General features: G+C 56.4%; 14 protein-coding genes and 2 pseudogenes. 7 read left to right on the top strand and 9 right to left on the bottom strand.

What is annotated here, in order from left to right:
- Positions 1–197: 197 nt before the first annotated feature.
- The 3 genes from QD336_RS14345 to QD336_RS14335 all read right to left on the bottom strand — a co-directional run bounded on the left by QD336_RS14345 (position 198) and on the right by QD336_RS14335 (position 2,214).
- Complete coding sequence (locus tag QD336_RS14345) at positions 198–797, bottom strand: NADPH-dependent F420 reductase (protein ID WP_499171111.1); 600 nt, start codon at positions 795–797, stop codon at positions 198–200.
- A gap of 66 nt (positions 798–863) precedes the next feature.
- Positions 864–1,613, bottom strand: coding sequence for a 3-oxoacyl-ACP reductase family protein (locus QD336_RS14340; RefSeq protein ID WP_499171110.1), 750 nt, complete (start codon positions 1,611–1,613; stop codon positions 864–866).
- Between the two features lie 70 nt (positions 1,614–1,683).
- Positions 1,684–2,214 (bottom strand): ester cyclase, encoded by a 531-nt coding sequence (locus tag QD336_RS14335; protein ID WP_499171109.1) that lies wholly within the window; start codon positions 2,212–2,214, stop codon positions 1,684–1,686.
- 108 nt (positions 2,215–2,322) lie between these two features.
- Between QD336_RS14335 and QD336_RS14330 the strand changes: the two genes are divergently transcribed.
- The 5 genes and pseudogenes from QD336_RS14330 (at position 2,323) to chrA (ending at position 7,014) form a co-directional block, all read left to right on the top strand.
- Positions 2,323–3,252, top strand: a complete 930-nt coding sequence (locus QD336_RS14330; RefSeq protein WP_499171108.1) for a LysR family transcriptional regulator — start codon at positions 2,323–2,325, stop codon at positions 3,250–3,252.
- Between the two features lie 514 nt (positions 3,253–3,766).
- Positions 3,767–3,901 (top strand): annotated as a pseudogene (locus QD336_RS14325) (YqaA family protein); the annotation flags it as partial.
- Between the two features lies 1 nt (position 3,902).
- Complete coding sequence (locus QD336_RS14320; protein ID WP_499171107.1) at positions 3,903–4,625, top strand: nickel/cobalt transporter; 723 nt, start codon at positions 3,903–3,905, stop codon at positions 4,623–4,625.
- Positions 4,626–4,801: 176 nt separating this feature from the next.
- The gene (locus QD336_RS14315; RefSeq protein ID WP_499171106.1) at positions 4,802–5,614 is read left to right on the top strand and encodes a chromate resistance protein ChrB domain-containing protein; all 813 of its coding nucleotides are present in this window, start codon (positions 4,802–4,804) and stop codon (positions 5,612–5,614) included.
- Positions 5,615–5,619: 5 nt separating this feature from the next.
- Positions 5,620–7,014, top strand: coding sequence for a chromate efflux transporter (gene chrA / locus QD336_RS14310; protein WP_499171105.1), 1,395 nt, complete (start codon positions 5,620–5,622; stop codon positions 7,012–7,014).
- 223 nt (positions 7,015–7,237) lie between these two features.
- On the opposite strand, the gene QD336_RS14305 is transcribed toward chrA, so the two are convergent.
- Entirely contained in the window at positions 7,238–7,915 is a 678-nt protein-coding gene (locus QD336_RS14305; protein WP_499171104.1) for a GntR family transcriptional regulator, read from the bottom strand.
- Between the two features lie 84 nt (positions 7,916–7,999).
- Between QD336_RS14305 and QD336_RS14300 the strand changes: the two genes are divergently transcribed.
- On the top strand, positions 8,000–8,620 hold the full coding sequence (locus QD336_RS14300; protein WP_499171103.1) for a hypothetical protein: 621 nt from the start codon (positions 8,000–8,002) through the stop codon (positions 8,618–8,620).
- A gap of 36 nt (positions 8,621–8,656) precedes the next feature.
- Positions 8,657–9,724, top strand: a complete 1,068-nt coding sequence (locus tag QD336_RS14295; protein WP_499171102.1) for a D-alanine--D-alanine ligase family protein — start codon at positions 8,657–8,659, stop codon at positions 9,722–9,724.
- Positions 9,725–10,092: 368 nt separating this feature from the next.
- Here QD336_RS14295 and QD336_RS14290 read toward each other — a convergent pair whose 3' ends face one another.
- The 5 genes and pseudogenes from QD336_RS14290 to QD336_RS14270 all read right to left on the bottom strand — a co-directional run.
- Positions 10,093–11,562 carry an HlyD family type I secretion periplasmic adaptor subunit gene (locus QD336_RS14290; RefSeq protein ID WP_499171101.1) on the bottom strand — a complete coding sequence of 490 codons (1,470 nt, stop codon included), beginning with the start codon at positions 11,560–11,562 and terminating at the stop codon, positions 10,093–10,095.
- Positions 11,559–13,715, bottom strand: coding sequence for a type I secretion system permease/ATPase (locus tag QD336_RS14285; RefSeq protein WP_499171100.1), 2,157 nt, complete (start codon positions 13,713–13,715; stop codon positions 11,559–11,561). The genes QD336_RS14290 and QD336_RS14285 overlap by 4 nt, the downstream gene beginning before the upstream one ends.
- Positions 13,716–13,786: 71 nt before the next feature.
- Entirely contained in the window at positions 13,787–21,409 is a 7,623-nt protein-coding gene (locus QD336_RS14280) for an SPM autocatalytic domain-containing protein (RefSeq protein WP_499171099.1), read from the bottom strand.
- Positions 21,410–22,241: 832 nt separating this feature from the next.
- Positions 22,242–22,811 carry a GNAT family N-acetyltransferase gene (locus QD336_RS14275; RefSeq protein WP_499171098.1) on the bottom strand — a complete coding sequence of 190 codons (570 nt, stop codon included), beginning with the start codon at positions 22,809–22,811 and terminating at the stop codon, positions 22,242–22,244.
- 152 nt (positions 22,812–22,963) lie between these two features.
- Positions 22,964–23,509: pseudogene (locus QD336_RS14270) on the bottom strand (Ti-type conjugative transfer relaxase TraA); the annotation flags it as partial.

Here is a 23,509-nt window from a genome sequence, read left to right as displayed (position 1 = left end):
GAAGGCCAACAGGCAGGAATTCGGTGGTGACAAGGGCGAAGGCTCCAATACCGACACTGGCGACTGCGGCCCAGGATGCAAGCGGTTTACTGTCCGCCTGCGCTGAGGGAAGTTTCGGGAGACTGGCTTGTCCATGGGCGGTGTCCTTTGGTGGAAAGCAGGGCGAACCGGCAAAGGGGAGGTTCGCCTGCGATATTTCACCCGAACTTGACGAGGTTGAGGGCGGGCAGCGGACCGCCGGGGAACTGCACCAGCTTACCGCCGACGGCGATTGGGCCGAGGTCGATGCCGGTAAACCCGAGTTGGGCGACCAGCGCGCCGACTTCCGCTTTTGCCCGTGCGTCGTCGCCGGAATAGAACAGGACCCGCGATCCACCTTCGGTTCTGGGATCGCCGGATATCAGGTGCGGTTGCAGGTGATTGAATGCCTTAACGACACGGGCGCCAGGAACGAGATCGGCAAAAACCTCGGTGGAAAGGCGGCCGTTCAGTTCGGCCGGTTTGAACAGCGGCGCTTCGATGGAATTGTTGGCGTCGATGATGATGCGACCACCAAAGTCCGGCAGGCCGGCCAGCGCCTTGGGTAGCTTCGACCAGTTGACGGCGACAAGCACGATGTCCTTTGACGCTGCTTCTTCACGCGTGCCTGCCTCGATTGTCGGACCGATAGCGGCGACCACTTCTTTCAGGCTGTCCGGTCCTCGGCTGTTGGAAAGCGTGGCGCGGATATTATTGTTGGCGAGAGCTGTGGCGAAGGCGCGGCCAATATTGCCGGCACCGATAATCCCGATAGACATGATGAGTCTCCTGATTTGAAGCGAAGGGGGAAACCGGCGCTTTGGTATTGAAGCGCCGGAGGCAGATCAGGCGGTGAAGCCACCGTCGGCGAGAATGTCCGCTCCGGTAACGAAGGCCGCATCCGGGCTGGCGAGATAGGCGACGACGCTGGCGATCTCGTAATCCTTACCATAGCGGCCGATTGCCATGCCGGGACCGACGATCTTCGAGACCGGGCCGCCATCGGGGTTCATGTCGGTATCGGTCGGACCGGGATGAACGGTGTTGACGGTGATGCCCTTCGGCCCAAGGTCGCGTACCAGGCTGCGGTTGAAACCCGCGACCGCGCCCTTTGTCAGCGTATAGAGCGAGGCTGTCGGGAAGGCGGCATAGCGGGTCATGGACGAGCCGATATGGACGATGCGGCCACCGGACTTCATGCGGCGGGCGGCTTCCTGCGTGGCAACGAAAACACCGGTGACGTTGACGGCGATCATCCGCTCGTAGTCTTCAAAGGTGATGTCCTCGATCGGGCCGCCAAGCGCGATGCCGGCATTGTTGACGAGAATGTCGAGCGAGCCGAAGGTTTCTTCGGTTTTTGCGACAGCGGCGCGGACGGCGGCCGGATCGCCGGCATCGGCCTGAATGGCGATGGCGCGACCACCGGCTGCTTCGATTTCGGCGACCACAGCGGCAGCCTTGTCCGGCGAGGCGCTGTAGGTGATGGCGACGGCCGCGCCATCCGCAGCGAGACGCTTGGCGATGGCGGCACCGATCGAGCGGGAACCGCCGGTCACAAGGGCAGTTTTACCGGTCAGGGAGAGAGTGTTTGACATGGGTTTATCCTTTCAATTGTCGTTGGGGGTTGGATGACCGCCGGAAATCCCCGCGGTCGGCTGGAAAAGTTCAGTTCTGGTGGTTGATTTGCGCCATCAGCCCGGCGCCGTCGGCGACGGTCCAGTGGTCGGTGATCTGGCCGTTGCGAACCCGCATCACGTCCATGACGCTGAAGCGGGTGGCGCGTCCGGTCGCGGCGATACCCATGAAGGGACCCAGATGGGTGCCGTGATAGGTCTTGTAGGTGCTGACGAGATCGCCTTCGGCAATCTGGAAATGCACCTTGGCATTCCAGTCCGGAAAGGCAGCGCGGAACATCAGGTAGATCTCCCGCGTGCCATTGCGGTCCGGTGGAAAGCCGCCGAACGGTGTGTGATCCACGTAGTCTGTTGCGAACAGCCGCTCGAACAGATCGAAGTTGCCGTCCCGCTGCACGCCTTCCAGCAACTGGCGGACGACTGCCTTGTTGGCGGCAGGATCGTCCCGCACGGCAGCCACTGCGGGAACGGGAAGCCCTACACCGATCAGGCCGGCGATCACGGTGCGGCGGCCGATATCCATATTGTCGATGGCTTCTGCCTTGTCAGTCGAGAGCGTCATGGCCGTTCACTCCGGTTCGGTTTCGATGGAGTGAATATCGCTTGCAATTTGCCTTTAGATTAGCCGTAATCTTCTGACATCGGTTTCAATGAATGCTTGAAGGTTGTTATGGAAACACTGGCCAATCTCGAATCCTTCGTGCGCAGCGCCGAGCTTGGCGGTTTCTCGGCGGCGGCGCGGCGCCTGGGTCTGACGCCCGCAGCGGTCAGCCGCAATGTTGCGACATTGGAAGGAAATCTCGGCGTGCGCCTGTTTCAGCGCTCGACGCGCTCCCTGACATTGACGGAGCCAGGCGAGCGGTTCCTGATGTCAATCCGGGACAGTCTGGAAAACCTGCAAGGCGCGATCGCCGAAGCCTCGGCCGATCAGGAAGAGCCGGCAGGCACGCTGAAGGTCAGCATGAGCCCGACCTTCGGCATCGATTATATTCTGCCGCTCTTGCCGGAATTTTCCGCGCGTTATCCGAAGGTGCGTCCCGAATGGATGTTCGAGAACCGGCAGATCGACCTGATCGCCGAGGGCTACGATGTGGCGATTGGCGGAGGTTTTGAGCTGACGGCGGGCGTGATTTCGCGCACGCTCGCGCCGGCGCATATCATCGCGGTCGCCGCGCCTTCCTATATGGCGGGCAGGGTACCGCCGCACGATCCTTTAGCGTTGCTCGAGTTTGATGGCATCGTCATGCGCTCGTTGCGGACGGGCCGCATCCGGCTGTGGCAGATGCGCGATGCGGCGGGGAGGGAAGAGCCGGCGCGGCTCAGGGAAACGGTGGTGGTCAATGACCCTGCCGCAATGCGCATGGCGGCGCTGGTTGGCATGGGGGTGACGATGATCGCCAAGCCCGATGCGCTGCCCTATCTCGAAAACGGAGAGCTGATCCGAATTCTGCCGAACTGGTATGCCGAAGCCGGGCCGATCTCGATCTACTACGCCAACCGCACGCTTCTGCCGCTCAAGACCCGCGTCTTTGTCGATTTCGTCGTGGAGGCGTTCCAGCGTGAAAAGTGGCCGGAACGCTTTGCCGGGAGTCTGGGGTAGGAAAGGCTCTTCAGCCTGGAAGGATTTCATCCTGACCGCTGGGCGGAACGGTCCGTGATCGATGTCTGAAACATGCTGAATATCCGTGATTTATTTTGAGAAAAGTTCTAAAATAAAGGGCAGGGAGGATACGAATATGCGCCCCCTTGATCCGAACGAACATCGCCAATATTGGGAGGTCATTGGTCTCGATATATTGCTTATGCTTTGTGTCGCAGTGCCCGTCGCTGCAATGGTGTTTATCATTTTGCATGTTTACAGTTGAGTTCGCTTCGCATCGGAAACCGCGAAATGTGGTGTCTGTCGAATGCCGATTGCAGTGAACCCTTCGGGGTGGACTACGGGACACGGAAACCTACAGCAGAACAGCCGTTGCCGATGACATGTGCATCAGCAAGTCAATGATCGTTGGGAGAAAAATGACCGTTCGCAGCCTCTCGATGGCAAGGACGGCAGCTCTCCGGCTCGTCAAGAAGGGCTAGAGGCCCCGCCATCGAGTGTGTGAGCAGGCTTTCCTGTTATCGGTGATCCGATTACCGTGGCGGCAGGCATCTTGAAGGAGCCTCTGCCAATATTCATTCTTCTGGTGTCCATCGCCAAGATCGGTCGATACGCCGTGCTGGCTGTGGCGACGCTAGGACTTGCCTGACATGCTGCCGTGGATCGTGGACTTCCAGAGAGATATCTACTTCGCGTTTGCCGAGCACATCAAGGCATTCGCAGGCGGTGGAAGCTGGGCGGCGTTTCTCGCGTTCCTTCCGATGGGTATCGTGTTCGGCTCGGTCCATGCGCTGACGCCCGGACACAGCAAGACGATACTCGCCAGCTACCTGACCGGATCGTCGGCAGGAGTGAGACGTGCCCTGGTGACGTCCATCGCCTTGTCGTTCACCCACGTGACGATGTCCGTGATGATCGTGCTCCTGTCGTTCCCATTGATCTCGATGATGTTCGGTGGAAGCGGTCCGGGATCGTCGCCTGTCCTCGAGAATGTCAGTCGTGGAATGCTCGGCATTATCGGCGTCTGGATGATCTTCCGGGCTCTGTCACGGCACAAACGTCAGCATCACAGCCGAGAGGGGTTGATGGTGGGGGTGACGGCGGGACTGATACCGTGTCCGTTGACCCTCTTCGTCATGAACTTCGCGGTGATCCAGCATGTCACGGTCGTGGGCGTTCTATTCGCCATCTCCATGATGGTCGGGATTGGAATCACATTGTCCGTCGTCGCCATGCTGGCCGTTGTCTTTCGTGGCCGATTGGCAGCCCTGATAAGCGGACGGCCGGGGTTGTTGGAGACGACCTCCAGAGTTCTTGAGGTCTTGGTAGGACTGATCCTGATGGGAATCGCCGTTATTCAAATCGTCGGCTGATCCTTCCCACCTTGGCAGCAGCGTGGGCAGTTCTGGTGTGACCGAAATCACCCCCGCATCAGACTTGACATCCCGATGGCACGGTGCAAATTCTTACTCATGGGGTAGCGATCTCCCCACGAGGCCACGGCTGAAGAATCGCGTCCTTTGAACCCGAGAAACCGGAGGGACGCGCTATGCCGTCATTTCTTGAAATCACTCCCGACAAGCTGAACCGCATCATCGGCACGCCGAACGCGCCGACAATCATCGACGTCCGCAACGACGAAGATTTCGCTACCGATCCCCGCCTCATACCCGGGTCGGTGCGCCGCGATTACCGCACCGTTACCGGATGGGCTCAGGAGCTTAATGGACCGTCCATAATCCTTTGCCAGAAAGGCCAGAAGCTTGGCCATGGCGTTGCCGCTTATCTCCGGGCCGCTGGCAAAGTTGCCGAGGTCCTCGAAGGTGGATTTGAGGCATGGCGTGAATCAAAGGCCGCACTTGTTCCTGATGAAAGTCTGCCACCCCGTGACAGCCGCGGGCGAACTTTGTGGGTTACTCGCTCGCGACCGAAGATCGACAGGATTGCCTGCCCTTGGCTGATCAGGCGTTTCGTCGACCCGTCAGCGGTATTCCTGTTCGTTCCTGCTGCAGAAGTCTCGTCAGTTGCCGACCGGTTCAATGCCACACCCTTCGACATTGAAGAAGTATTCTGGAGTCATCGCGGCGAGCTTTGTACTTTCGACGTCATGGTCGAAGAGTTCGGCCTCGGGACCGAACCCATGCTCCGTCTTGCGACGATCGTCCGGGGGGCAGATACGTCGCGGCCGGACCTGGCCCCCGAAGTTGCTGGCCTGCTGGCAGCATCGCTCGGCCTGTCTCGCATGTTCAACGACGACCTCGAGCAGCTCGAAGCGGGCATGACACTCTATGACGCGTTCTACAGGTGGTGCCGTGACGCGAGCGATGAAACTCACAACTGGCCTAACCCGAGGAAGGGATGACGACCATGACCGACCTCGCAAAGACCAGCGTTCGAGCGGACGCAGCAGGCGACGACATCGTTCCACTCTCGGAAGCAGTAAAAGTGTGGGCGCGAGTGGCGGCGCTCAGCTTCGGCGGTCCCGCTGGCCAGATCGCGGTCATGCACCGCATCGTTGTCGACGAGAAACGTTGGGTGGGCGAACACCGGTTCCTCCACGCGCTCAACTACTGCATGCTCTTGCCAGGGCCTGAGGCCCACCAGCTTGCCATCTATCTCGGTTGGCTTCTTAACAAGACAAAGGGCGGCATGATTGCCGGCCTTCTGTTCGTGCTGCCGGGTTTCCTCTCCATCCTGGCGCTCAGCTACATCTACGTGATTTTCGGCGACATCACCGCAATCGAAGGCATGTTCTTCGGGCTGAAATGCGCCGTCCTTGCCGTTGTCATTCAGGCAGTCTTCCGCATCGGCAGTCGGGCACTCAAGAACAACGTGATGGTCGCCATCGCTGCGACGGCCTTCGTGGCGATCTTCTTTCTTCATGTGCCTTTCCCGATCATCATCATCACCGCCGGCATCATTGGCTATTTGGGAGGACGGGCGGGCTCTAGCGCGTTCAAAGCTGGCGGGGGCCACAAGTCCGGATCAGGCAAGATACTCGAAGACAGGGATTCAGCTCTCGGTGAAGATATTCCGCTTCACGCCAGGCCTAATCTTGTATGGTCGCTAAGGACCTCAGGTGCTCTGGCGGTACTCTGGCTTGCTCCGGTCGCGCTACTCGTCCTCACGCTTGGCTGGGACAATGTCTTCACGAAGATCGGCCTGTTCTTCAGCCAGATGGCCGTCGTGACCTTCGGCGGGGCCTATGCCGTCCTGGCCTATGTCGCGCAGGCGGCCGTGGAAAACTATGGCTGGCTTCGTCCAGGGGAAATGCTCGATGGTCTCGGCATGGCGGAGACAACGCCCGGTCCCCTCATCATGGTCACGCAGTTCGTCGGGTTTCTGGCTGGTTACCGCGATCCGGGCACGTTGTCTCCGTTAACCGCAGCGACCCTCGGCGCGATATTGACGACGTGGGTGACGTTCCTGCCCAGCTTCCTCTGGATTTTCGCCGGAGCGCCGTTCATCGAGAAGATGCGCGGCAACCTGGCGCTCGGCGGTGCAATGTCAGCAATCACAGCCGCTGTGGTTGGCGTTATCCTCAACCTGGCAGTCTGGTTCGGGCTTCATGTGCTGTTCGCCAAGGTTCAATCAGTCGCCATCGGGCCGATGACGATAGATTTCCCCGTGCCCGGTTCGCTTTCGCTCCCGGCTCTTGTTTTGACGCTACTGTCGATCCTGGCCATATTCCGGCTGAAGTTTTCAGTCATTGTGACGCTGTCAATATCAGCGGTGCTTGGAATTATCTATGCTATGATCTGATGTCGCTTTTGGGCCCAGAGCGGCCCCCGAAACCGAATAAAAAACAACGCCGGCATAGCTACCGGAATAGCGGGCGCGAGTTCGAATCCGTTCAAGAGCAACGTCCCTGTCACCCGTCTCACGACAGCGGATCCGAAAACAAAAATACATTCGCTCGTCTCGATAAGAAGCTGTCGTCGGCCGCGTCCGTGGCTGGTCAAGGCATGGCCAAACGCTGAACCGGCTAACCGCCTTGGCTCGACTGAGCGGCCGCGCTGAGCTTGCGACTTCCCTCAAGCAAATGACGCTGCAAAATTGCACTTGCAGCGTCGATATCCCGATCTCTGCAAGCATTTAGCAGAGCACGGTGCTCCTCCTGCGATTGCTGCTCATAGTCCAGGCTGGATAGCAATACACGTACGTAGCGGTCGGCTGCATCATGGTGGGTAGCAATGAGGTCGATAAGCCGCTCATTTTGGCAGGCACCGTAAAGTGTCATGTGGAACTGCTTATTCAGCGTCCCCCAACGCCCCACATCCGTCTCAGCGTCGATCTGGGCGAGAAATGTTGCCGCCCTGTCCAGATCGGCTGTCGTCAGCCCTGCATATGACAGGCGCAGGGCTTCCGTCTCCAGTAGCGAGCGAATGGAATAGATCTCCACAATCTCCTTGGCATCCATTCTTGCCACGAAGGCACCCTTTGTCGGGTGAATGGTTACGAGGCCCTCGCTTTCCAGAAGCCTCAAGGCATCACGCACAGGCATGCGGCTGAAACCAAATCGCGCGGCCAGTTCGTCTTGTCGGAGCGCGACGCCACCGCGAAGCTCGCCACCGGAAATTGCCTCGCGAAGAACCCTTGCGATACGATCGGCCACGGTCTCCGGCCGAATAGTTTCAGCATTTATTGCGACGAAATCGTCCATTGCCAACCTTCTCCGAGACAGCAATTTTCTTGATCATACCAGCGAATCTCGTATACGAGTATACGCGAATAGGAGAGTTTTGCTATGCGTTTATCGTCGGGGGCCGTGCCTTATTTCAGCCAGTGGGAAACGCCGGAGATGACGTCGCCTGTGCTTGCCGAAGGATCTGCGGCCCTGCTGCGTGATCCGCGCTGGCGGCAATCGGGCGCCGAGACGGTAGAGGAATATGCGCGCTGGGCGGTCAATGTCTGCGGCATGGCCTGCCTGAAGATGATCCTGGCAGCGCGCGGCGACCTGCATCCGACGCTTGCTCTCGCCCGTGCCTGCACCGCCTATGGCGGCTATGTCGTCAACGAACTGGATGCTTCGATCAAGGGACTGATCTATGCGCCTTTCGTGACCTATGTGGGCGAGCGCTTCGGGCTCTCGGCAGAAACGATGACGGGTGTCGCGACAGAGAGCATCCCCGGTCTGCTCGCCGAACGCCCATTCTTCATCGCCTCGGCCAATAGCGGCATACGCTGGCCGGAGCGCATGCCGCCCTCAAAAGGCGGGCATCTCGTTCTGGTGACGGCGGCGTCGGCTGATACGATCCGTTTCCACAATCCATCCGGCCATGATGCTGCGAGCCAGGCGGATGTGACGTTGCCGCTTGCCGTCTTTGACCGCTTCTTCGCCAATCGCGGTATCGCGATCGGCTTCTGACATCTATTTCGACACCAGATCAGTTTGGAGATTTTTATGACATCTTCCCGGGGCAGGCTACGCATCGCCGTTCTCTTCGGCGGGCGCTCGGCCGAACACGACGTCTCCATCATGTCGGCGACGAATGTCGTAGGGGCACTGGAGCCCTCGAAATACGAGGCGGTGCCGATCTTCGTGACGCGGGAAGGCGAGTGGCTGCTTAGCCGTTTCGAAAATGGCGTCCTCGCCAGGCCGGCAAGCGGCACCGAAATCGCGCTGATGCCCGGGGGGCGCGGGCGCATGATCGCCATCGACGGTGGCAAGATGAGCGATGGCGGAAAGATCGATATTCTCTTCCCCGTATTGCATGGCATTTTTGGCGAGGACGGCTCGGTGCAGGGGCTGGCGGAAGTGGCTCGCGTGCCGCTGGTCGGCTGCGGCATCCTGGGTTCGGCGACGGCGCTCGACAAGGATATCGCCAAGCAGTTGCTGCGGGCGGCGGGACTGCCGGTGGCGCGGGCAGTGACCGTGCAGGCGGATCGGACGCCGTCCTTCGACGAGCTTGAAAGCGAGTTGGGATTGCCGCTGTTCGTCAAGCCGGCGCGTCAGGGCTCTTCAGTAGGCGTGCGCAAGGTTTCCGGCAGCCAGGAATTTGCGCCGGCGCTTGCGGAGGGGTTCAAGCATGACCGCAAGCTGCTTGCCGAGGAATTCATCTGCGGCCGCGAGATTGAGTGCAGCGTGCTTGAGGACACCAAGGGCGGCCTGTTCGTTTCCCGCCCGGGTGAGATAATCCCGGCCGACAGCCATGGCTTCTATAGCTACGATGCGAAATATATCGACGAGGACGGCGCGGCGCTGAAGGTTCCGGCAGAGCTTCCGCCAGAGGTCGAGACGAAGATCCGCGAGACGGCGGCGCTCGCCTTCCGGGCGCTCGGTTGCGACGGTATGGCGCGCGTCGATTTCTTCCTGACCGAGGACATGGCTTTTTTGGTCAACGAGGTGAACACCATTCCCGGATTCACCGATATCAGCATGTATGCGAAGGCGATGGCGGCAAGCGGCGTCAGCTATCCTGATGTCATCGATCGGCTGGTCGAGCATGGTCTCGCACGCGCCGGCCTCTGAGCCGCAAAATGTCTCTTCCCGGTGTGGCAGACATGCACCGGGAAGAAAAACGCCGCAGCTTCGTCTGCTCTTGTCACAAGAACTGGAATAAACCGGATTAATTGCCGTGGCATGCCTGCGTCTGCTGTGTTTTTTGCGTTTTTGGCGGGTATGTATTTCATAACCTATTGAAAACTGGCGGTGCGCATCGTTTCAATTAGCCAGCAAAACCAAAGTCAGGGCGGCGCCAGCGAGTGTGAATGAATTGTGTTGCAAGTGCTTGGCCAATCCACGGCGCGTGGTCGACGGTGCCAATCCATTCAAGGCGAAACCGTTTTGGCTCTTCGACCGATCAAGGCCAATGGCCTGCAATGCCCTTGGGCCCGTGGCTATCGCTCCTGCATCGCCTCAGACGCCACCTGCGCGACTGGCGACCAGAAATAGTCAATGATCCTGCGTGTGCCGGTCTTGATTTCCACCGAGACGGCCATACCGGGTGAAAGCGGTCGCATCACCCCGTCAACGTTTATCTCTGTTGTATCGAGCCCAATCGTTGCCGGGTAAACGAGGTTTTGCAGCCGTTGCACATTTCCGCCTGGCACAACACTCCTGAACTGCGGGGCGGCCTGTTCTTCCATCGCCTGTGCGTCGGGATTGGGGATGGCGTCCCGTGCCACGGTTTTTACAGTTCCGGTGAGAACACCATAACGGGTGAACGGAAACGTTTCGACCTTGATGACGGCTGGCTGGCCGGGCTTTACGAAGCCCACGTCCTGATTTGCGAAAAAAACCTCGATCTCAAGCGGCAGATTGGCGGGGATGATGCGCATGATTTCGGTCTCCGCGGACACGACCTGTCCGGTCGTGGTAATCGAGGAAGCCTGGATCACACCGTCGGACGGGGCATAAATCGCCGTCGCGGCGAGCCGTTTCTCAGCCTTCACCAGCTCCTGTTTTGCTTCGTCCATCTGCCGGGCAAGGTCACCCGTTTTCTGGATATTGTCGGCAACGAATGTCGACAGGACCTTGTTTTTGTCGGTCTCTGCAACGGCGAGACTTGCGTGTGCTTCGAGCAACTGTCCTGCGTAGGTCGACAGGGTTGCCTCTTCTTCCCGCAAAGCCTGTGTGGCATCAAGGACGTCCGATTTTCTGCCGGCGGCGCGCTCGAGAAGGCCTGACCGCATCGAGACACGCTCCGTCAGCGTGGTGATCAGGTTAGCCTGCGCGCGTGACATGGATTCCAGTCGGTCAATCGATGCCGACTGCAATTGCGTCTGGGCGGCGAGATTTCTCATGGTCTCCTTGAGCTGCAGAAGGTTGGCTTTCAGGATTGCCGTTTCCCGCAGGCGAATGGTTGCCTGCGTATTTGCCGCAAAATCGGGGACGACATCGCCAGCTATATCGGAACCTGCGTTCCAGTCGTGGTTTTCGACGGTGGCAAGTTCCGTCATCCGTCGCACATGTTCAGCCTGCAAGGCCTCGATTGTCGTCCGCAGGCGAGCGTCTTCCGCCTTCAGTTCGATGTCATCGAGTTTCACCAGAAGGTCGCCTGCCTGGACCTCGGTGCCGTTGGCAAAAGGCGCCGAAACCACACGTCCGGAGATCGTTGACTGAACGACCTTGACACGACCAGAGGGCTGAACCTTTCCCTGTGCGGTCGCAACCACATCGATCCTGCCTATAAAGCTCCAGATCAGTGCCGAGGCTGCGACGATGCAGACGAACCAGATGAGGGCGTAGCGGACCGGGGAGGCGGGCTTTTCGATGATTTCGAGGGCGGCGGGGAGAAAGTCGCTGTAATCGGGGCTGACCTTTGTGTTCGTTGCCCCGGTCGGTACAGGTCGCGTCTTACCCCTCATTGGCTCGACCCCATCTGCAAGTCCCACAGGTGTTTGTAGAGGCCACCATCCCGGGCAAGCAAATCGTCATGGCTGCCTTCTTCGACGATCCTGCCGTCGGCCATGCCGATGATGCGGTTACAGCTCCGGATGGTTGCGAGCCGGTGGGCGATGATCAACACTGTGCGGCCCTGAACAATGTGACGCATGTTTGCGAGGATCAGTCTCTCACTTTCATAGTCGAGCGCGCTGGTTGCCTCGTCCAGAATGAGGATCGGTGGGTTGACCGACAACGCCCGGGCAATTGCCAGCCGTTGTCGCTGCCCGCCTGAGAGGTTTGCACCGCGTTCCTCGATGACGGTGTCATAGCTTTTCGGCAGTTTCGCAACGAATTCATCTGCGCCTGACAGGCGGGCGAGATTGATGACGGCCGCGCGCGACATGGCAGGATTGGCGATACTGATGTTTTCGTGGATCGTGCGGTTGAACAGCATGTTTTCCTGAAGCACGACGCCAATATTGGAGCGCAGCCAGGCCGGATTGACATGGGCAATATCCTGACCGTCGACCATGACCTGGCCGCTGGAGGGCAGATAGAATCGCTGCAGAAGCTTGGTCAGCGTCGATTTTCCCGACCCGGAAGGACCGACGATGCCGATCACTTCGCCCGGGCGAACGGACAGCGAAATGTTCTTCAGGATTTCCGGACCATCACTGGAATATCGGAAGTTTACGCCCTTGAACGAAATTGCGCCTTTCGGCGGCGGCAGGGTGACCGGGACCGCCGGCTTGGGCTCCTCGGGTGCATTGAGGACGTCTGACAACCGCTCGACGGATACCTGTACCTGCTGAAAATCCTGCCAGAGCTGTGAGAGGCGAAGAACCGGCTGAAACACCTGGCCAGCGATCATGTTGAAGGCGACGAGCCCGCCGACAGTCAGTTCATTGTCGATGACGGCCTGTGCACCGAACAGAAGAAGCGCGGCGGAGGTGATCTTGTTGACATACTGGATAGCCGTCTGGCCCTTCGCGGCGAGCATCGTCGCTGCAAAGGAAGACTGCACATAGGCCGCCAGACGCTCTTCCCATTGCGCGGCAACGACCGGTTCGACGGCTGATGCCTTGAGGGTCTGCATGCCGATAACGGACTCCACGAGCAATTGCTGGCTGAGGGCACCCCGGTCGAATTTTTCATCGATGCGATGTTTGAGGGAAGGGCGGATCAAAAATCCGATGAGCACCAGGAACGGGATGGAGGCGACCACGATCCAGGCAAGCACCGTGGAATAGGCAAACAGCACCGCGATAAAGACGAAGGTGAAGATGAGATCAAGGACTGAAAACAGCGCCTGTCCGGTCAGGAAATTGCGGATGGTTTCGAGTTCACGCACCCGCGCAACGGTTTGGCCGGCGGCGCGGGTCTCGAAATAGTTCAGTGGAAGGTTCAGCAGGTGACGGACGAGCCGGCGTCCGAGCTCCACATCGATACGGTTGGTCGTATGTGTCAGTGCATAGGTGCGCAGATACTGAAGCACGACGTCGAACAGGCCGATGGCGGCAAGTCCGATGATCAGGACCGTCAATGTCGAGTAGCTTCGGTGGGCCAGCACCTTGTCGACCACCACCTGAAAAAACAGCGGCGAGACAAGGGCAAAGAGCTGCAGGAAAAGCGAAGCGAGAAAGACATGGGCGAGGGCGCTCCTGTAGCGCCAGAGCGACGGCAGAAACCACGCGAACCCGAAACGGCGCTGAAACGCTGAAACGTCCGAAAATCCCCGCTGGAGCAGGATGAAGTTTCCCGACGTTAGCGACAGCAGTTCCTCGAGTGGCACGGTCCGGCTGATGAAGCTGACGGGATCCACAAGCCGATAGCTGTTTTCTTCCGTTTTTCCCGCAAAAACGGCAAATCCTCCGTCGTCCAGGACGGCGATACATGGTGTCGGGATTATTTTTCCACTGGCAAACCGCTCCTCGCGAACGGGTTTTGCCTTCAGGCCCACACGTTTGGCAGCCCGCAGGATATCGTCACGGGTCGCCTCTGTGGTGAGTGCCAGTTCCCGTGACAGGTCTGCCGGATTGCAGGAAATCCTGAAGAACGCTGCGACGGCGGCGAGCGACGCCAGTCCGGCGTCGGCATTCGTCGTGGAGGAGGGGTTGAGTAAACCTGTATCCATATCTCAGATCAGTTGGTGAGCGGATCTGCAGGGACCTGCAAATCCGCATGAGGTGAAAATGGACTGGTTTATCAGGTCGGCGATAATGGCTGATATGCCAGCCGGACGTCGCCGACGAGGCGGGTTTGACCATCAACCTTTTCGAGGAAGCTGGTTCCCGTGATGGCTGAACCATCAGCGAAGTTCTGAGCGCCGTCCGCAGTGGGTATCAGGTTGATGTATTTGATACCGAGTTGATCGAGCGTTGAGAGCTCGCCCGCCTCGCTGACACCATTCTGGTTGATATCCTGCCAGACACGGAACTCGCTCCAGCGGGTATCCTCGGCACTCAGCAAACCGTCGTTGTTTGTGTCGAAGACGAGCCGAACAGCTTCCAGATCGGAGTTGGTCGAGCCCTGTTCCTCGGTGGGCCAGAGAGTGAAGGCGAGTTCTTTTGCCTGGTTGATTATGCCGTCCGGACCTGGAGAACCATCTGCAGCAACGTCAATAGCAAGGAAACCGTCCTGTGGGCCGATCCAGGCCGTTGTTTCGCGGTCGGCATCATTTTCCCAGTCAAAAGATGGTTGGGAAACGCCGTCTTCCGAAGAGAGACCAAGCGGACGCAGATCGATGTGTCCGTCATTGTTCAGATCAAACGCGATTGGTTCACGAACTGGTCGTCCGGATCGCCAGGAATCGACCACCTGACCTCGCGTATTGTAAAGGTACCATCCCCAATCAGTCGTGCTATTGTACCAATAGTCTCTGCGTGTACCGTCATCATAAAACTCGACTTGTGCGGTCATCCTGCCGCCATTGTCGAAGCTTTGTTCGACGCGGCTCCAGACCTGATTTCCAAGGACGTCATAGAATATTGCATTTCTTGTGCCATTGTCGTGAATGACATTTATGTAAGTGTCACGTCCGGCGGCGTCGCGACCTCGTTCGTCGCGCCACCAAGAGCGCGTATTGTTGACGTCGAGTTCAACAAAAACCTGGCTTCCGTCATCGTTCAGTTGTTGGGTGTAGTAGTGGCGGCCGGCGCTGTCAAAAAGATTAAAGTACCGTTGCCATGGCTGGGAGTTCGCCGGATCATAGACTATCTCCGTACGATTTCCATTGTCCATGTATTCAACTTGGAATGTGAGCCGACCTGACGTGTCGAAAGATTGACCGAGTTTGGACCATGGGTGGATGTTTGAAACATCGATCGTCGTGGCATATACTGATCCGTCGTCGTTCAGTTGATGCGCATAGAAATGATGCCCGGCGTTGTCGAACTCGTTTATGTAGCGCGACCAGACCTGCGTATTGGCGACATCGAACGTATATTCGGCCCTCGTGCCATTATCGTAAAAATTAATCTGCGTGAGCAATCTGCCCAGCCCGTCGAACGTTTGGTGGACCTCGCGCCACACCTCGGTATTGCGCGTGTCAAAATCAATCAGGCTCGTCCTGACGCCGGATGCATTGAAGTACTCAGCCTTGATCCTTTGTCCGGTTTCGGCGACGAAGGTTATGACAATCGACGTCCCATTATCGAGAAACTGCTTTTCAATCGTCTTTTGCCCTGCGGCGTTATAGGTCTGTTCGACCCGTGTCCAATCCTTGCTGTTTAAAGGATCGTACAAGGTGGCCGATGTTACATGGCCCAAAGACGAGATATTGGTGACACTCGTAACGCTGCCGCTGGCTGCGTCAAAGGAAGTAGTGCGCGAACTGCCATCAAACGCGATTGCGGTTTCCTGTGTTTTACGGCCCAGGCCGTCGAAGGACGTGCGGAAAACAAGAGTTCCGACGGAGTTGGTCTTGTCCACGACCGAGCCCGATACGGCTCCGTTTGCACCCAGCGTTTCCTTTTTCAGTATGACTGAACCATCTTCTCTCACGATGGATGTATTCCGCTCATCGACGTCACCATCGTTGTCGATATCTTTGTTCAAAATTGTGGTTTGGCCGTCTGCGCTGGTTAAGAGCGTGCCCTTCGACAAAACAGAGCCTGTTGTACCTTTTTCGAGAATCTGGGCCGCCACAGAGCCGTCTATCTGTCGTTGGGAAATCATGACAGTTTCGAAAACACCGTCACCGTCATAATCGTAGCGTGTTGTTGTTTCGCTCCCGTCGAAAGAGCTTTCGCTTTCGACAGTATGGGCGACGGCAGTTTTCCAGATGATCCCTCCGGAGGGCAGATATTTTGTGTCTCGGGCAATAGTATTGTTCGTGACGGTCGAACGGGTCTGGCCGGTGATCAGCGTTTCTACACGTTCGATCTGATCAAACGTGCCATCGCCATTGAGGTCTTTCGAAATAGTCCGATATCTCCCGTCGGCCGTCGTGTGATCCGTCGAACCGTATTTTGTCGATCCCGTAGCGGCGTGCGTATCGAGCCGCTTTACAAGACGGCTGCCATCCGCATTCAGGGTTCTCGTTTCGATGCGCTTCTGATCAATGATCCCATCGCCATTCAGGTCCCACGTCGTGGTTGACGACAGTCCGTCCGATGCCGTGACTGATACGATGCGCTGGAGAATGGCGCCATTTGTCGCAAAGTTCGTGGTCGTTGACGTGCGCTCGCCCCACCAGGCCAGCACATCGCGGCGGCTTTGGTCGACAACACCATCACCATCGACGTCAATGGTAATGTCGTTCCGATCTTTCTCGGCGCTTGTCACCGAGGTTGTCTTGCTGAGTAACTGTCCGGTATTGCCGAACCGGGCGGCTTCCTCGATGGTCGAGCCGTCAGCTCTTGTGAGCGTGCTTGTACGGGTTGTACGGTCCGACAGCCCTGTGCGCTGCTCCAGTGTTTCGCTGCTCAGTCCATTCGCGGAGGTTGTAGTTGTCGCAGCAGACAGCAGGGATCCGTCGGATTTCGTGCTCCGGATCTCGCGTTTAACAGAGCCGTCTGCATTGTACGTAGTAACGTCCGTCGAGAGTTGCGTGAACACTCCGGCGCCTGTCGGGTCCCATTTCGTCGTAACGGAAAGACCATTGGCACTTGTTGTTGTGTTACGCTGGCTGGCAAGCACCCCGCCTGCATGGGTGCTGATTGTTCTCGACCTGCTGCCATCTCCACTCAGGCTTGTTTCGTCTGTAGAAGAGAAGTCCGTCGATCCATCCGCTCCGAGATCAAAGGTCTTCAGAAGAAACAATCCATTTGCAGTCTCGTAACTTGTCTGTCGATCCGACAGGAGCATCCCGCTTCCGCTTCGGCTGTATACCTGTGCGGCATCGATCTTCTTTCCGTCGGCTTCAATGGTCGTCGTCTGATCGAACTTCCGATCAAACACGCCGTCACCATCAAAATCGTATTCGACAGTGGCGTGTGTTCCATCCATCTGATCGGTTGTTTTTTTGATCCCGGTGGTGCCGCCATTGGCAGCGAAATCCTTGAAAACACGCTCGACTGCACCATCGGCCTTCAGGGTCCGCGTCAGTTCCTGGTCAATGATACCGTCGCCATTGAGGTCCCGCGAGATTGTCGAGGTAATCCCGTGCACGCTTTCCGATCGGATCTCACGACTTGCCAATGAACCGTCAGCCCTGGTTACGCTGATGGTTTCCGTGGCAGTTCCGTTGGCGTTGAGGACCTTGACCTCACTTTGCGTTCTTGCAAGAGACGAGCCGTCGTACCACGAGACGCGCTTCGTCAAGCCATCCCTGCTGTAGAAGGTTGTCTGTTTTACAAGGCTACCTTCTGCGGTCCTCGTTTTCGAGACAGTCTGTGTCCGGCTGCCATCCGATGCAATTGTTGTGACATCAGATCCGCTTGCATCGACAACACCATCACCATCAAAATCCGTACGCCACTGGGTCGAAAGCCCGTTAGCAGACGCTTCAGAGATGTGTCTGCTGCCGATTGCGCCCGCCGGCGACAGCCTCTCGGTTGTCTGGTTTTCAACTCCATTCGCATTACGAGAGGTTGTTATACGGCGATCGACGATGCCGTCCCCATCGGTGTCAGATTCAAGGTGGCTACTCATTTTATCGGCGCTGACAGTTATCGCCGTCTTTGAGATCAAGGTGCCGTTGCCGCTCTTTGCGCTAATCTCTTCCGTGACCGAACCATCGGCATTGATAGTCCGAACAGAAGCAAGAACCTGGTCAAAATGGCCATCCCCGTCGAAGTCCCGCGATGCAACGGTACTTAAAGCATTGCCGCTCGTGACGACTTTTTCCCGCACCACAAACGTGGTCCCTTGATAGGAGGAAACAGTTTTCGCAACCGAACCGTTTTGCTCATAGACGGTGGACTGTACGGACCTCGTGTCTGCAATACCGTCGCCGTTGAAGTCCTGTTCCGAAACAACGCTCAAGCCGTTGCCGCTGGTCAGGACCGAGGAGCTCTGGATAGTGGCGCCATTGGCACTTTTTCTGACAGTTGTTTCCTTTCGGCTTCCGTCGCCATTGATGACTGTGTCGACAGCCGTTGAGTAATCTGTCGTGCCGTCTCCATTGATGTCGGTTTCAACGGTTGTGCTGAGACCGCTCGCACTGACTGTTTTTCTGGTCGAACGATAGATTGTGCCACTTCGCGTGAACAGCTTTTCCTCGAGGACGGCCTGCCCGTTTACAAGGGTGGTTTCTGCTTCGTGTTTATCAACGACGCCGTCGCCGTTAGAATCGGTAACTGCGATCGTCGTCAACCGGTCAGCGGAAATATCGACTGTCGTGCGTCCAAGGAGGGTGGAGTCGTCGCTCCGGATAGTGACTGTCTTTGTCCGGCTTGCGTCGTCGTTAAAGACGACAACCTCTGACGTTTGCCGATCAACCGATCCGTCGCCGTTCAGATCTTCGGCAGTGGCACGGCTTGTTGCGTCAGGGCTGGTGGTTGAAGTTACCTGCGAGATAAGGTCGCCGTCGCGTGACAGAACGCGTTCCGACGTCATTGCTGAACCATCCGCAAACACGGACTTCGTCGTTGAGACTTCGCTGTCGGTTAAGCCATCTCCATCAATGTCTGTTGATACAGAACTGGAGGAACCATCTGCCGAAGTAGCTGTCGTGGAACGCGAAATCAGGGAACCGTTCGCACTAAACAGGCTTTCGGTCTTGCTCGTCGCGCCATCGGAGCCAGTTGAGGTGACGATATTCGTATCAACCGCTCCGTCGCCGTTGGCATCGAAAGTTTCAGTGATGATCTTCTGATCGGCTGAGGTGATCACGACGCGTCGCGACAAGAGGCTCCCGTTTCCACTTGTAACCGTTTCCGTTCGTGTCCTTTCGCCAGCGGCATCAACAATCGTGATGTCGGAACTGTAGATGTCAATGGACCCGTTTCCGTCAATATCGCGCGTGAGATATGTCGACTTGCCGTCCTGCGTCGTACGCAACGTCGTTTTGCCAAGAAGAGTGCCGTCGGCAGCATAGGAGGCCGACTCGGCTGTAACGTCTCCCGTTGAAGTGACTGTGGTGATCTCCTGCGAGCGCCGATCTGTTGAACCATCGCCGTCGAGGTCACGCGTTGTCGTTTTTTCAGTGCCGGTAGTGTTTCTTGTCGTTGAAACAGTCGTGCTTGTGAGAACGGCGCCGTCTCTCGCCAACTCCTTAACCGTTCGTGTCCTGTTACCGTCGTTTCCAATGGTCGAGGTTTCGGTCTCGATCATATCGGCTACACCATCGCCGGTTACGTCGGTCGATGTGGATTTGCTGAGCCCGTCCGCCGTTGCTGTTGCGACTACGTTCTTGAGCACTGATCCATTACGGCTAAGCTGCTGGGTCGTCGTCCGTGTCGAACCGTCTCCCAATTTCTCAAAGACCTGATATTGATCAACCAAGCCCGTGCCATATTGATCGAGCAGCGTTGTCACCTGTTTTTTATCAGCGGAAGTCTCGGTTTTTGTGCTGTTGGCTATGGAGTTGTCAGCGTTGAAATTCGTGACAATTTCGACATAACTTCCATCTTCAGTCGTATAGGATGATTTGGTCTGGCGTCGATCGTAGGTACCGTCGCCGTCATCATCGAAGTTCGTAGTAACCGTTGATCCGTCAGACGATTTCGTAACCAGGTTGCGAAACGCAATGCGCCCGTCTTTGGTGTAGCCGACAATCAGTTCGCTGGAAGAACCATCAGCGTCAGCTGTGACGGTGCGATCCAGTTTGTATCCATCCTGCTCGCTTGCCAGGATCGCGTCACCAACCGCTCCTGTGCTGCCATCTACCCTGGTAAAGGTTGTCGTGCCGGCTATCGCGGATCCGTCCGAAAACGTTTGTCCGGTACCCGTCGACGTCAAGTCTATGGAAACGATACCCAGCTCACTCAGGGATTTTAGTTGACCGTTAATCGCTACCTTGAATTCGGTCCAGCGGCTGTCGCCAGCATCGAGTTTACCGTTTTGGTTCGTGTCAAAAACATTCCTCACTGCTTCCAAATCGCCTGACGCCGACGAGTCCCAGTCCGTGAACACGAATTCGCTAGACCTGCTGATTTTGCCGTCACCGTCACCGTCCAGAACAAGGACACCCGTGCCGTCGCTGGCCCAGGCCGTGCGACGAAGGAAGCCGTCGCCGTCGAAATCAACGAACTGGGAAGATTCGCTAAGCTCGTCGACGTTCAGGCCGTTGCCACTTAAGTCCAAGAGAATTGGTTTGTTATTCGTATCATTGCCCTTGCTGTTATTGTTTTTGTTGCTATTTTTAGTCGCTGACTTGTTTCCGTCTTGGGTCCATCGGTCCCTCGACCAGTCGTAAGACCAGCCTCCCTGGTCATAGATTTCACTTGCTATAGGCAAGCCGACTTGCACATTACTCGAGAAGTCACTGTGTTCATGGCCATTCCCATCTCCGCCGGGGTCGCCTCCAATGCCTCCTATGCCCCGCACGCTTCCTACTGTCGTCCACCCGGGTGTCGCTGTGTAAAAGTCACGAACGACGAATGCTCCTGGTTGATAAGGCGCTGCAGCAATCGGGACTATTGATGTAGGGCTTTGTATGGCGACATTAAGCGCTGTGGTCGTTTGAAGAGGCATGAGAGTAGCGGACACGGAAACTGCTTCTGGTGCCGAAATCACGGGCTGGCTTGAGAGTAGTCCAACAGCCGGGCTGGAAACGACAGTGGTTTGCGTGTTTCCGTAAAGTAACTCACTCAGAGAAAAAATTACCTCACTAACAGGACCAGCAAGGAGGCTCGTTTCAAAGTTTAATCCGGCGTCAACCCCAACGCTTAAAAATGTTACTGACGCGTCGAATGCCGTCTGGTCGGTTCTTATACGTTCAACGGAAACACGTTCTTTCTCTATATCGTAATCGTCACTCCAATTACCATCGAATGCGTCAAGAAGATTCGGCCAGGTCGCTTTGCTCAAAGGCCAGATAGCCTCCACGGAATTCCAGCCGAGATTATTTACGAGAACGTCAATAGCTGCACTGGGAGCAACCCCATTTCTGGCAAGCGCGTCGACATACGATTGTTCTATTTCGTAAGTTCTTGGAAGATTTAAGTCGTTATTTCTAACGTATTCTAGATAGTTTCCGAGATGAGTTTCCGCAACTGCGGAGAACTTTGTTCTATAAGTGTCATATCCCACGGTATGCGTCCAAGTAGATATAACAAGAAATTGCGACAATGTCGGAGGAAGGCTGTTTGACGTGATTTGAGCCGCTGCCACAGCATATCTGTCTCCTCCGTCTGCGAGCGCTTGCCAAGCTCCGTGGACGTCTCCTATCTCAGCCAAGCGTTCAGCACGGGCCAATGTTTCTCTGCTAATGCGTAGCGCCATTACTTAACTCCATGTGTCGCGATTTGGGAGCGAAATACAGCTTCGCTAATGTTGCCAACCGTTCTAACAGCGCATTCGATAGAATCGTTAACGTCTTTGCTCGATTTTATGTTTGTGTGTACGATATAATCTCGATTTGAGTTTTGATAATCTACTGTCATGGTGCTTGGATTATTCTTATTTCCTATATTTACTATGGAAATTATCCTATTGTTCGAGACAATTAAATATCTTGCCTCCCTGGCAAGCGGAGCGATTCCCACCTTGCGCAATGCTATTGCGAAATCGACAGAGTGGTAAGTTCGAAATCCAACTTGCCCGCTATGATCGCGTGATATGCTCCGAAATACTTCTGGGGCGTCCCTAGGGGATGAGAGATAACTATTAATAGTGTAGTATATATTTTTTTCGATCTTGGTGAGCTCAAAATCTTTAAACTGAATCGGTTGAGTTGTTAAAGATGCGCCGCTCCACTCTAATGATATGTATAAATCGTCGCCGTTACACAAGTTGTGCGATGAATCTATTGTCATGGCGTGGTACGTTAAATATTCTTTGCCTCCGATTGTGTGAGAGTATGACTTATTTATTTTTTTTATATTCAAATTGGCGAATAAGTCGTACTCATTATTTCCGAGTATTACATGTTTGGTGCCGATTTGTGAGGCGACAGCGTATTTGTTATCGTTCAAAAATATCGAAATCGTTGACAGCAACAAGGCCGCTATAGATAGTAATTTTAATATAGGTGTAGGACGATTGGGCGCAGTTTCTATCTGGTGCGAAGAATTCGGTTGTCGATATTGCTCAATGGATATCAAGTAATCGTCGATCATAGTATGTAGGAGCCTCCGATACCGCGGCCACCGAGCGCCCTTACAAGGCGATCTGTTTCTTTGATCCTGTACCCGGTCGTAACGTGTAAAAAAAGGTAACCCGCGCCTACAGACACTGACCATTGTTTCACAGCAGAAACAAGCGCAATGAAAACTTTTGCGCGTCTCAGTGGCGTGAGATTCAGATCTACGGCAATGAGGTTAATGCTCACAATTCGGGATTTTTCCGTTAATATATATTCGCTGGCTGAGGCCCACGCCAGCCCGTCTGCCTCGCCGTTTCGCTCTGCAATGATACCAATCATATTCGACGGGCGAGACAGGATGAGTTTAAAGTGCTGGTCTAGCTTTACGTGAGACAGTTCTTCACCGTGAAACAGTGTTGAAGCATGGTGCTGCTGTATGAGTAATCGCGCTTTTTCGATATCTTGCGCTGAAAAAAGGCGCACTCGCAGATGGCCTTCAGCAATCCCGGTGTTTATTCCGGCGACGTCGGTAGTCGCATTATCCGTCCGTTGCTGATCCATTTCGCCCCCGAAAACCACCCGCAGATTCACCGATATCATTATGCGCAGTTTCGTCAACTTCAAATTGAAATTTGAGCATGCTCAGCGTTGAACGACGTTGCAGGTGGTTTCGATGTTTGCTTACGAAGCCGTGTTTGAGGTCGATAAGCAACTGTATTATTGACCGTTGGAAACGAAGTCGCCTGACCACCTCACATCCGCATCCCGAGCCCCTTGGTCAAACCGGGCGAGAGCTTCTGCTTCTGGACGAGCTCGGCGTGGTGCGCCCGCTCGACCAGTCCGGCCACCTGGCTGATGCGTTTGACGGAGACACGGGCGTCTGCCGTGACCCTGAGCCTGTCCATATCCTCGTTGCGCAGGTTTGCGGTCCCGAACCGCTTCGTCAAAGCTTCCCTTATTGCGTTGACCTCCTGCAATGCCTGCCGGCCTTCTGTTGTATTTTCCATCTGGAGGACGAACGCCGGCCTTTGCTCATGGGAAAGCGCACCGAGGCGTGAGAGGATTTCCTCGCTGCGCCGCGTGAGGGCGGGGACCTCGACGACATCACGCTTTTCCCGTTGCCATGTTTCCGAGCGGTGCTCGTTTTCCAGATGCCGTAGCCAGCTTCTGGCGGCGTTCCCGACAAGCGTCGCAACCGATCCGGCGTAGTGCAGCGCCTGTTTTCTGTCCCTGTTGTCACCGAGGATGCCCGACTTGCCGCGGAGCGCCCCGAACTGGTCTGGCCGCTCGCGGATGGC

This window comes from Rhizobium sp. BR 250 (genome assembly GCF_047445855.1).
GTDB lineage: Bacteria > Pseudomonadota > Alphaproteobacteria > Rhizobiales > Rhizobiaceae > Agrobacterium > Agrobacterium tumefaciens_I.
The sequence above is the reverse complement of the archived record's forward strand: the minus strand, read 5'-3'. Positions and strand labels throughout refer to the sequence as shown.

Coding starts and splice junctions, on each gene's coding strand:
- QD336_RS14345 (WP_499171111.1), bottom strand. CDS start 797: ATGTCTATCGGGATTATCGGTGCCGGCAATATTGGCCGCGCCTTCGCC.
- QD336_RS14340 (WP_499171110.1), bottom strand. CDS start 1,613: ATGTCAAACACTCTCTCCCTGACCGGTAAAACTGCCCTTGTGACCGGC.
- QD336_RS14335 (WP_499171109.1), bottom strand. CDS start 2,214: ATGACGCTCTCGACTGACAAGGCAGAAGCCATCGACAATATGGATATC.
- QD336_RS14330 (WP_499171108.1), top strand. CDS start 2,323: ATGGAAACACTGGCCAATCTCGAATCCTTCGTGCGCAGCGCCGAGCTT.
- QD336_RS14320 (WP_499171107.1), top strand. CDS start 3,903: ATGCTGCCGTGGATCGTGGACTTCCAGAGAGATATCTACTTCGCGTTT.
- QD336_RS14315 (WP_499171106.1), top strand. CDS start 4,802: ATGCCGTCATTTCTTGAAATCACTCCCGACAAGCTGAACCGCATCATC.
- chrA (WP_499171105.1), top strand. CDS start 5,620: ATGACCGACCTCGCAAAGACCAGCGTTCGAGCGGACGCAGCAGGCGAC.
- QD336_RS14305 (WP_499171104.1), bottom strand. CDS start 7,915: ATGGACGATTTCGTCGCAATAAATGCTGAAACTATTCGGCCGGAGACC.
- QD336_RS14300 (WP_499171103.1), top strand. CDS start 8,000: ATGCGTTTATCGTCGGGGGCCGTGCCTTATTTCAGCCAGTGGGAAACG.
- QD336_RS14295 (WP_499171102.1), top strand. CDS start 8,657: ATGACATCTTCCCGGGGCAGGCTACGCATCGCCGTTCTCTTCGGCGGG.
- QD336_RS14290 (WP_499171101.1), bottom strand. CDS start 11,562: ATGAGGGGTAAGACGCGACCTGTACCGACCGGGGCAACGAACACAAAG.
- QD336_RS14285 (WP_499171100.1), bottom strand. CDS start 13,715: ATGGATACAGGTTTACTCAACCCCTCCTCCACGACGAATGCCGACGCC.
- QD336_RS14280 (WP_499171099.1), bottom strand. CDS start 21,409: ATGGCGCTACGCATTAGCAGAGAAACATTGGCCCGTGCTGAACGCTTG.
- QD336_RS14275 (WP_499171098.1), bottom strand. CDS start 22,811: ATGATATCGGTGAATCTGCGGGTGGTTTTCGGGGGCGAAATGGATCAG.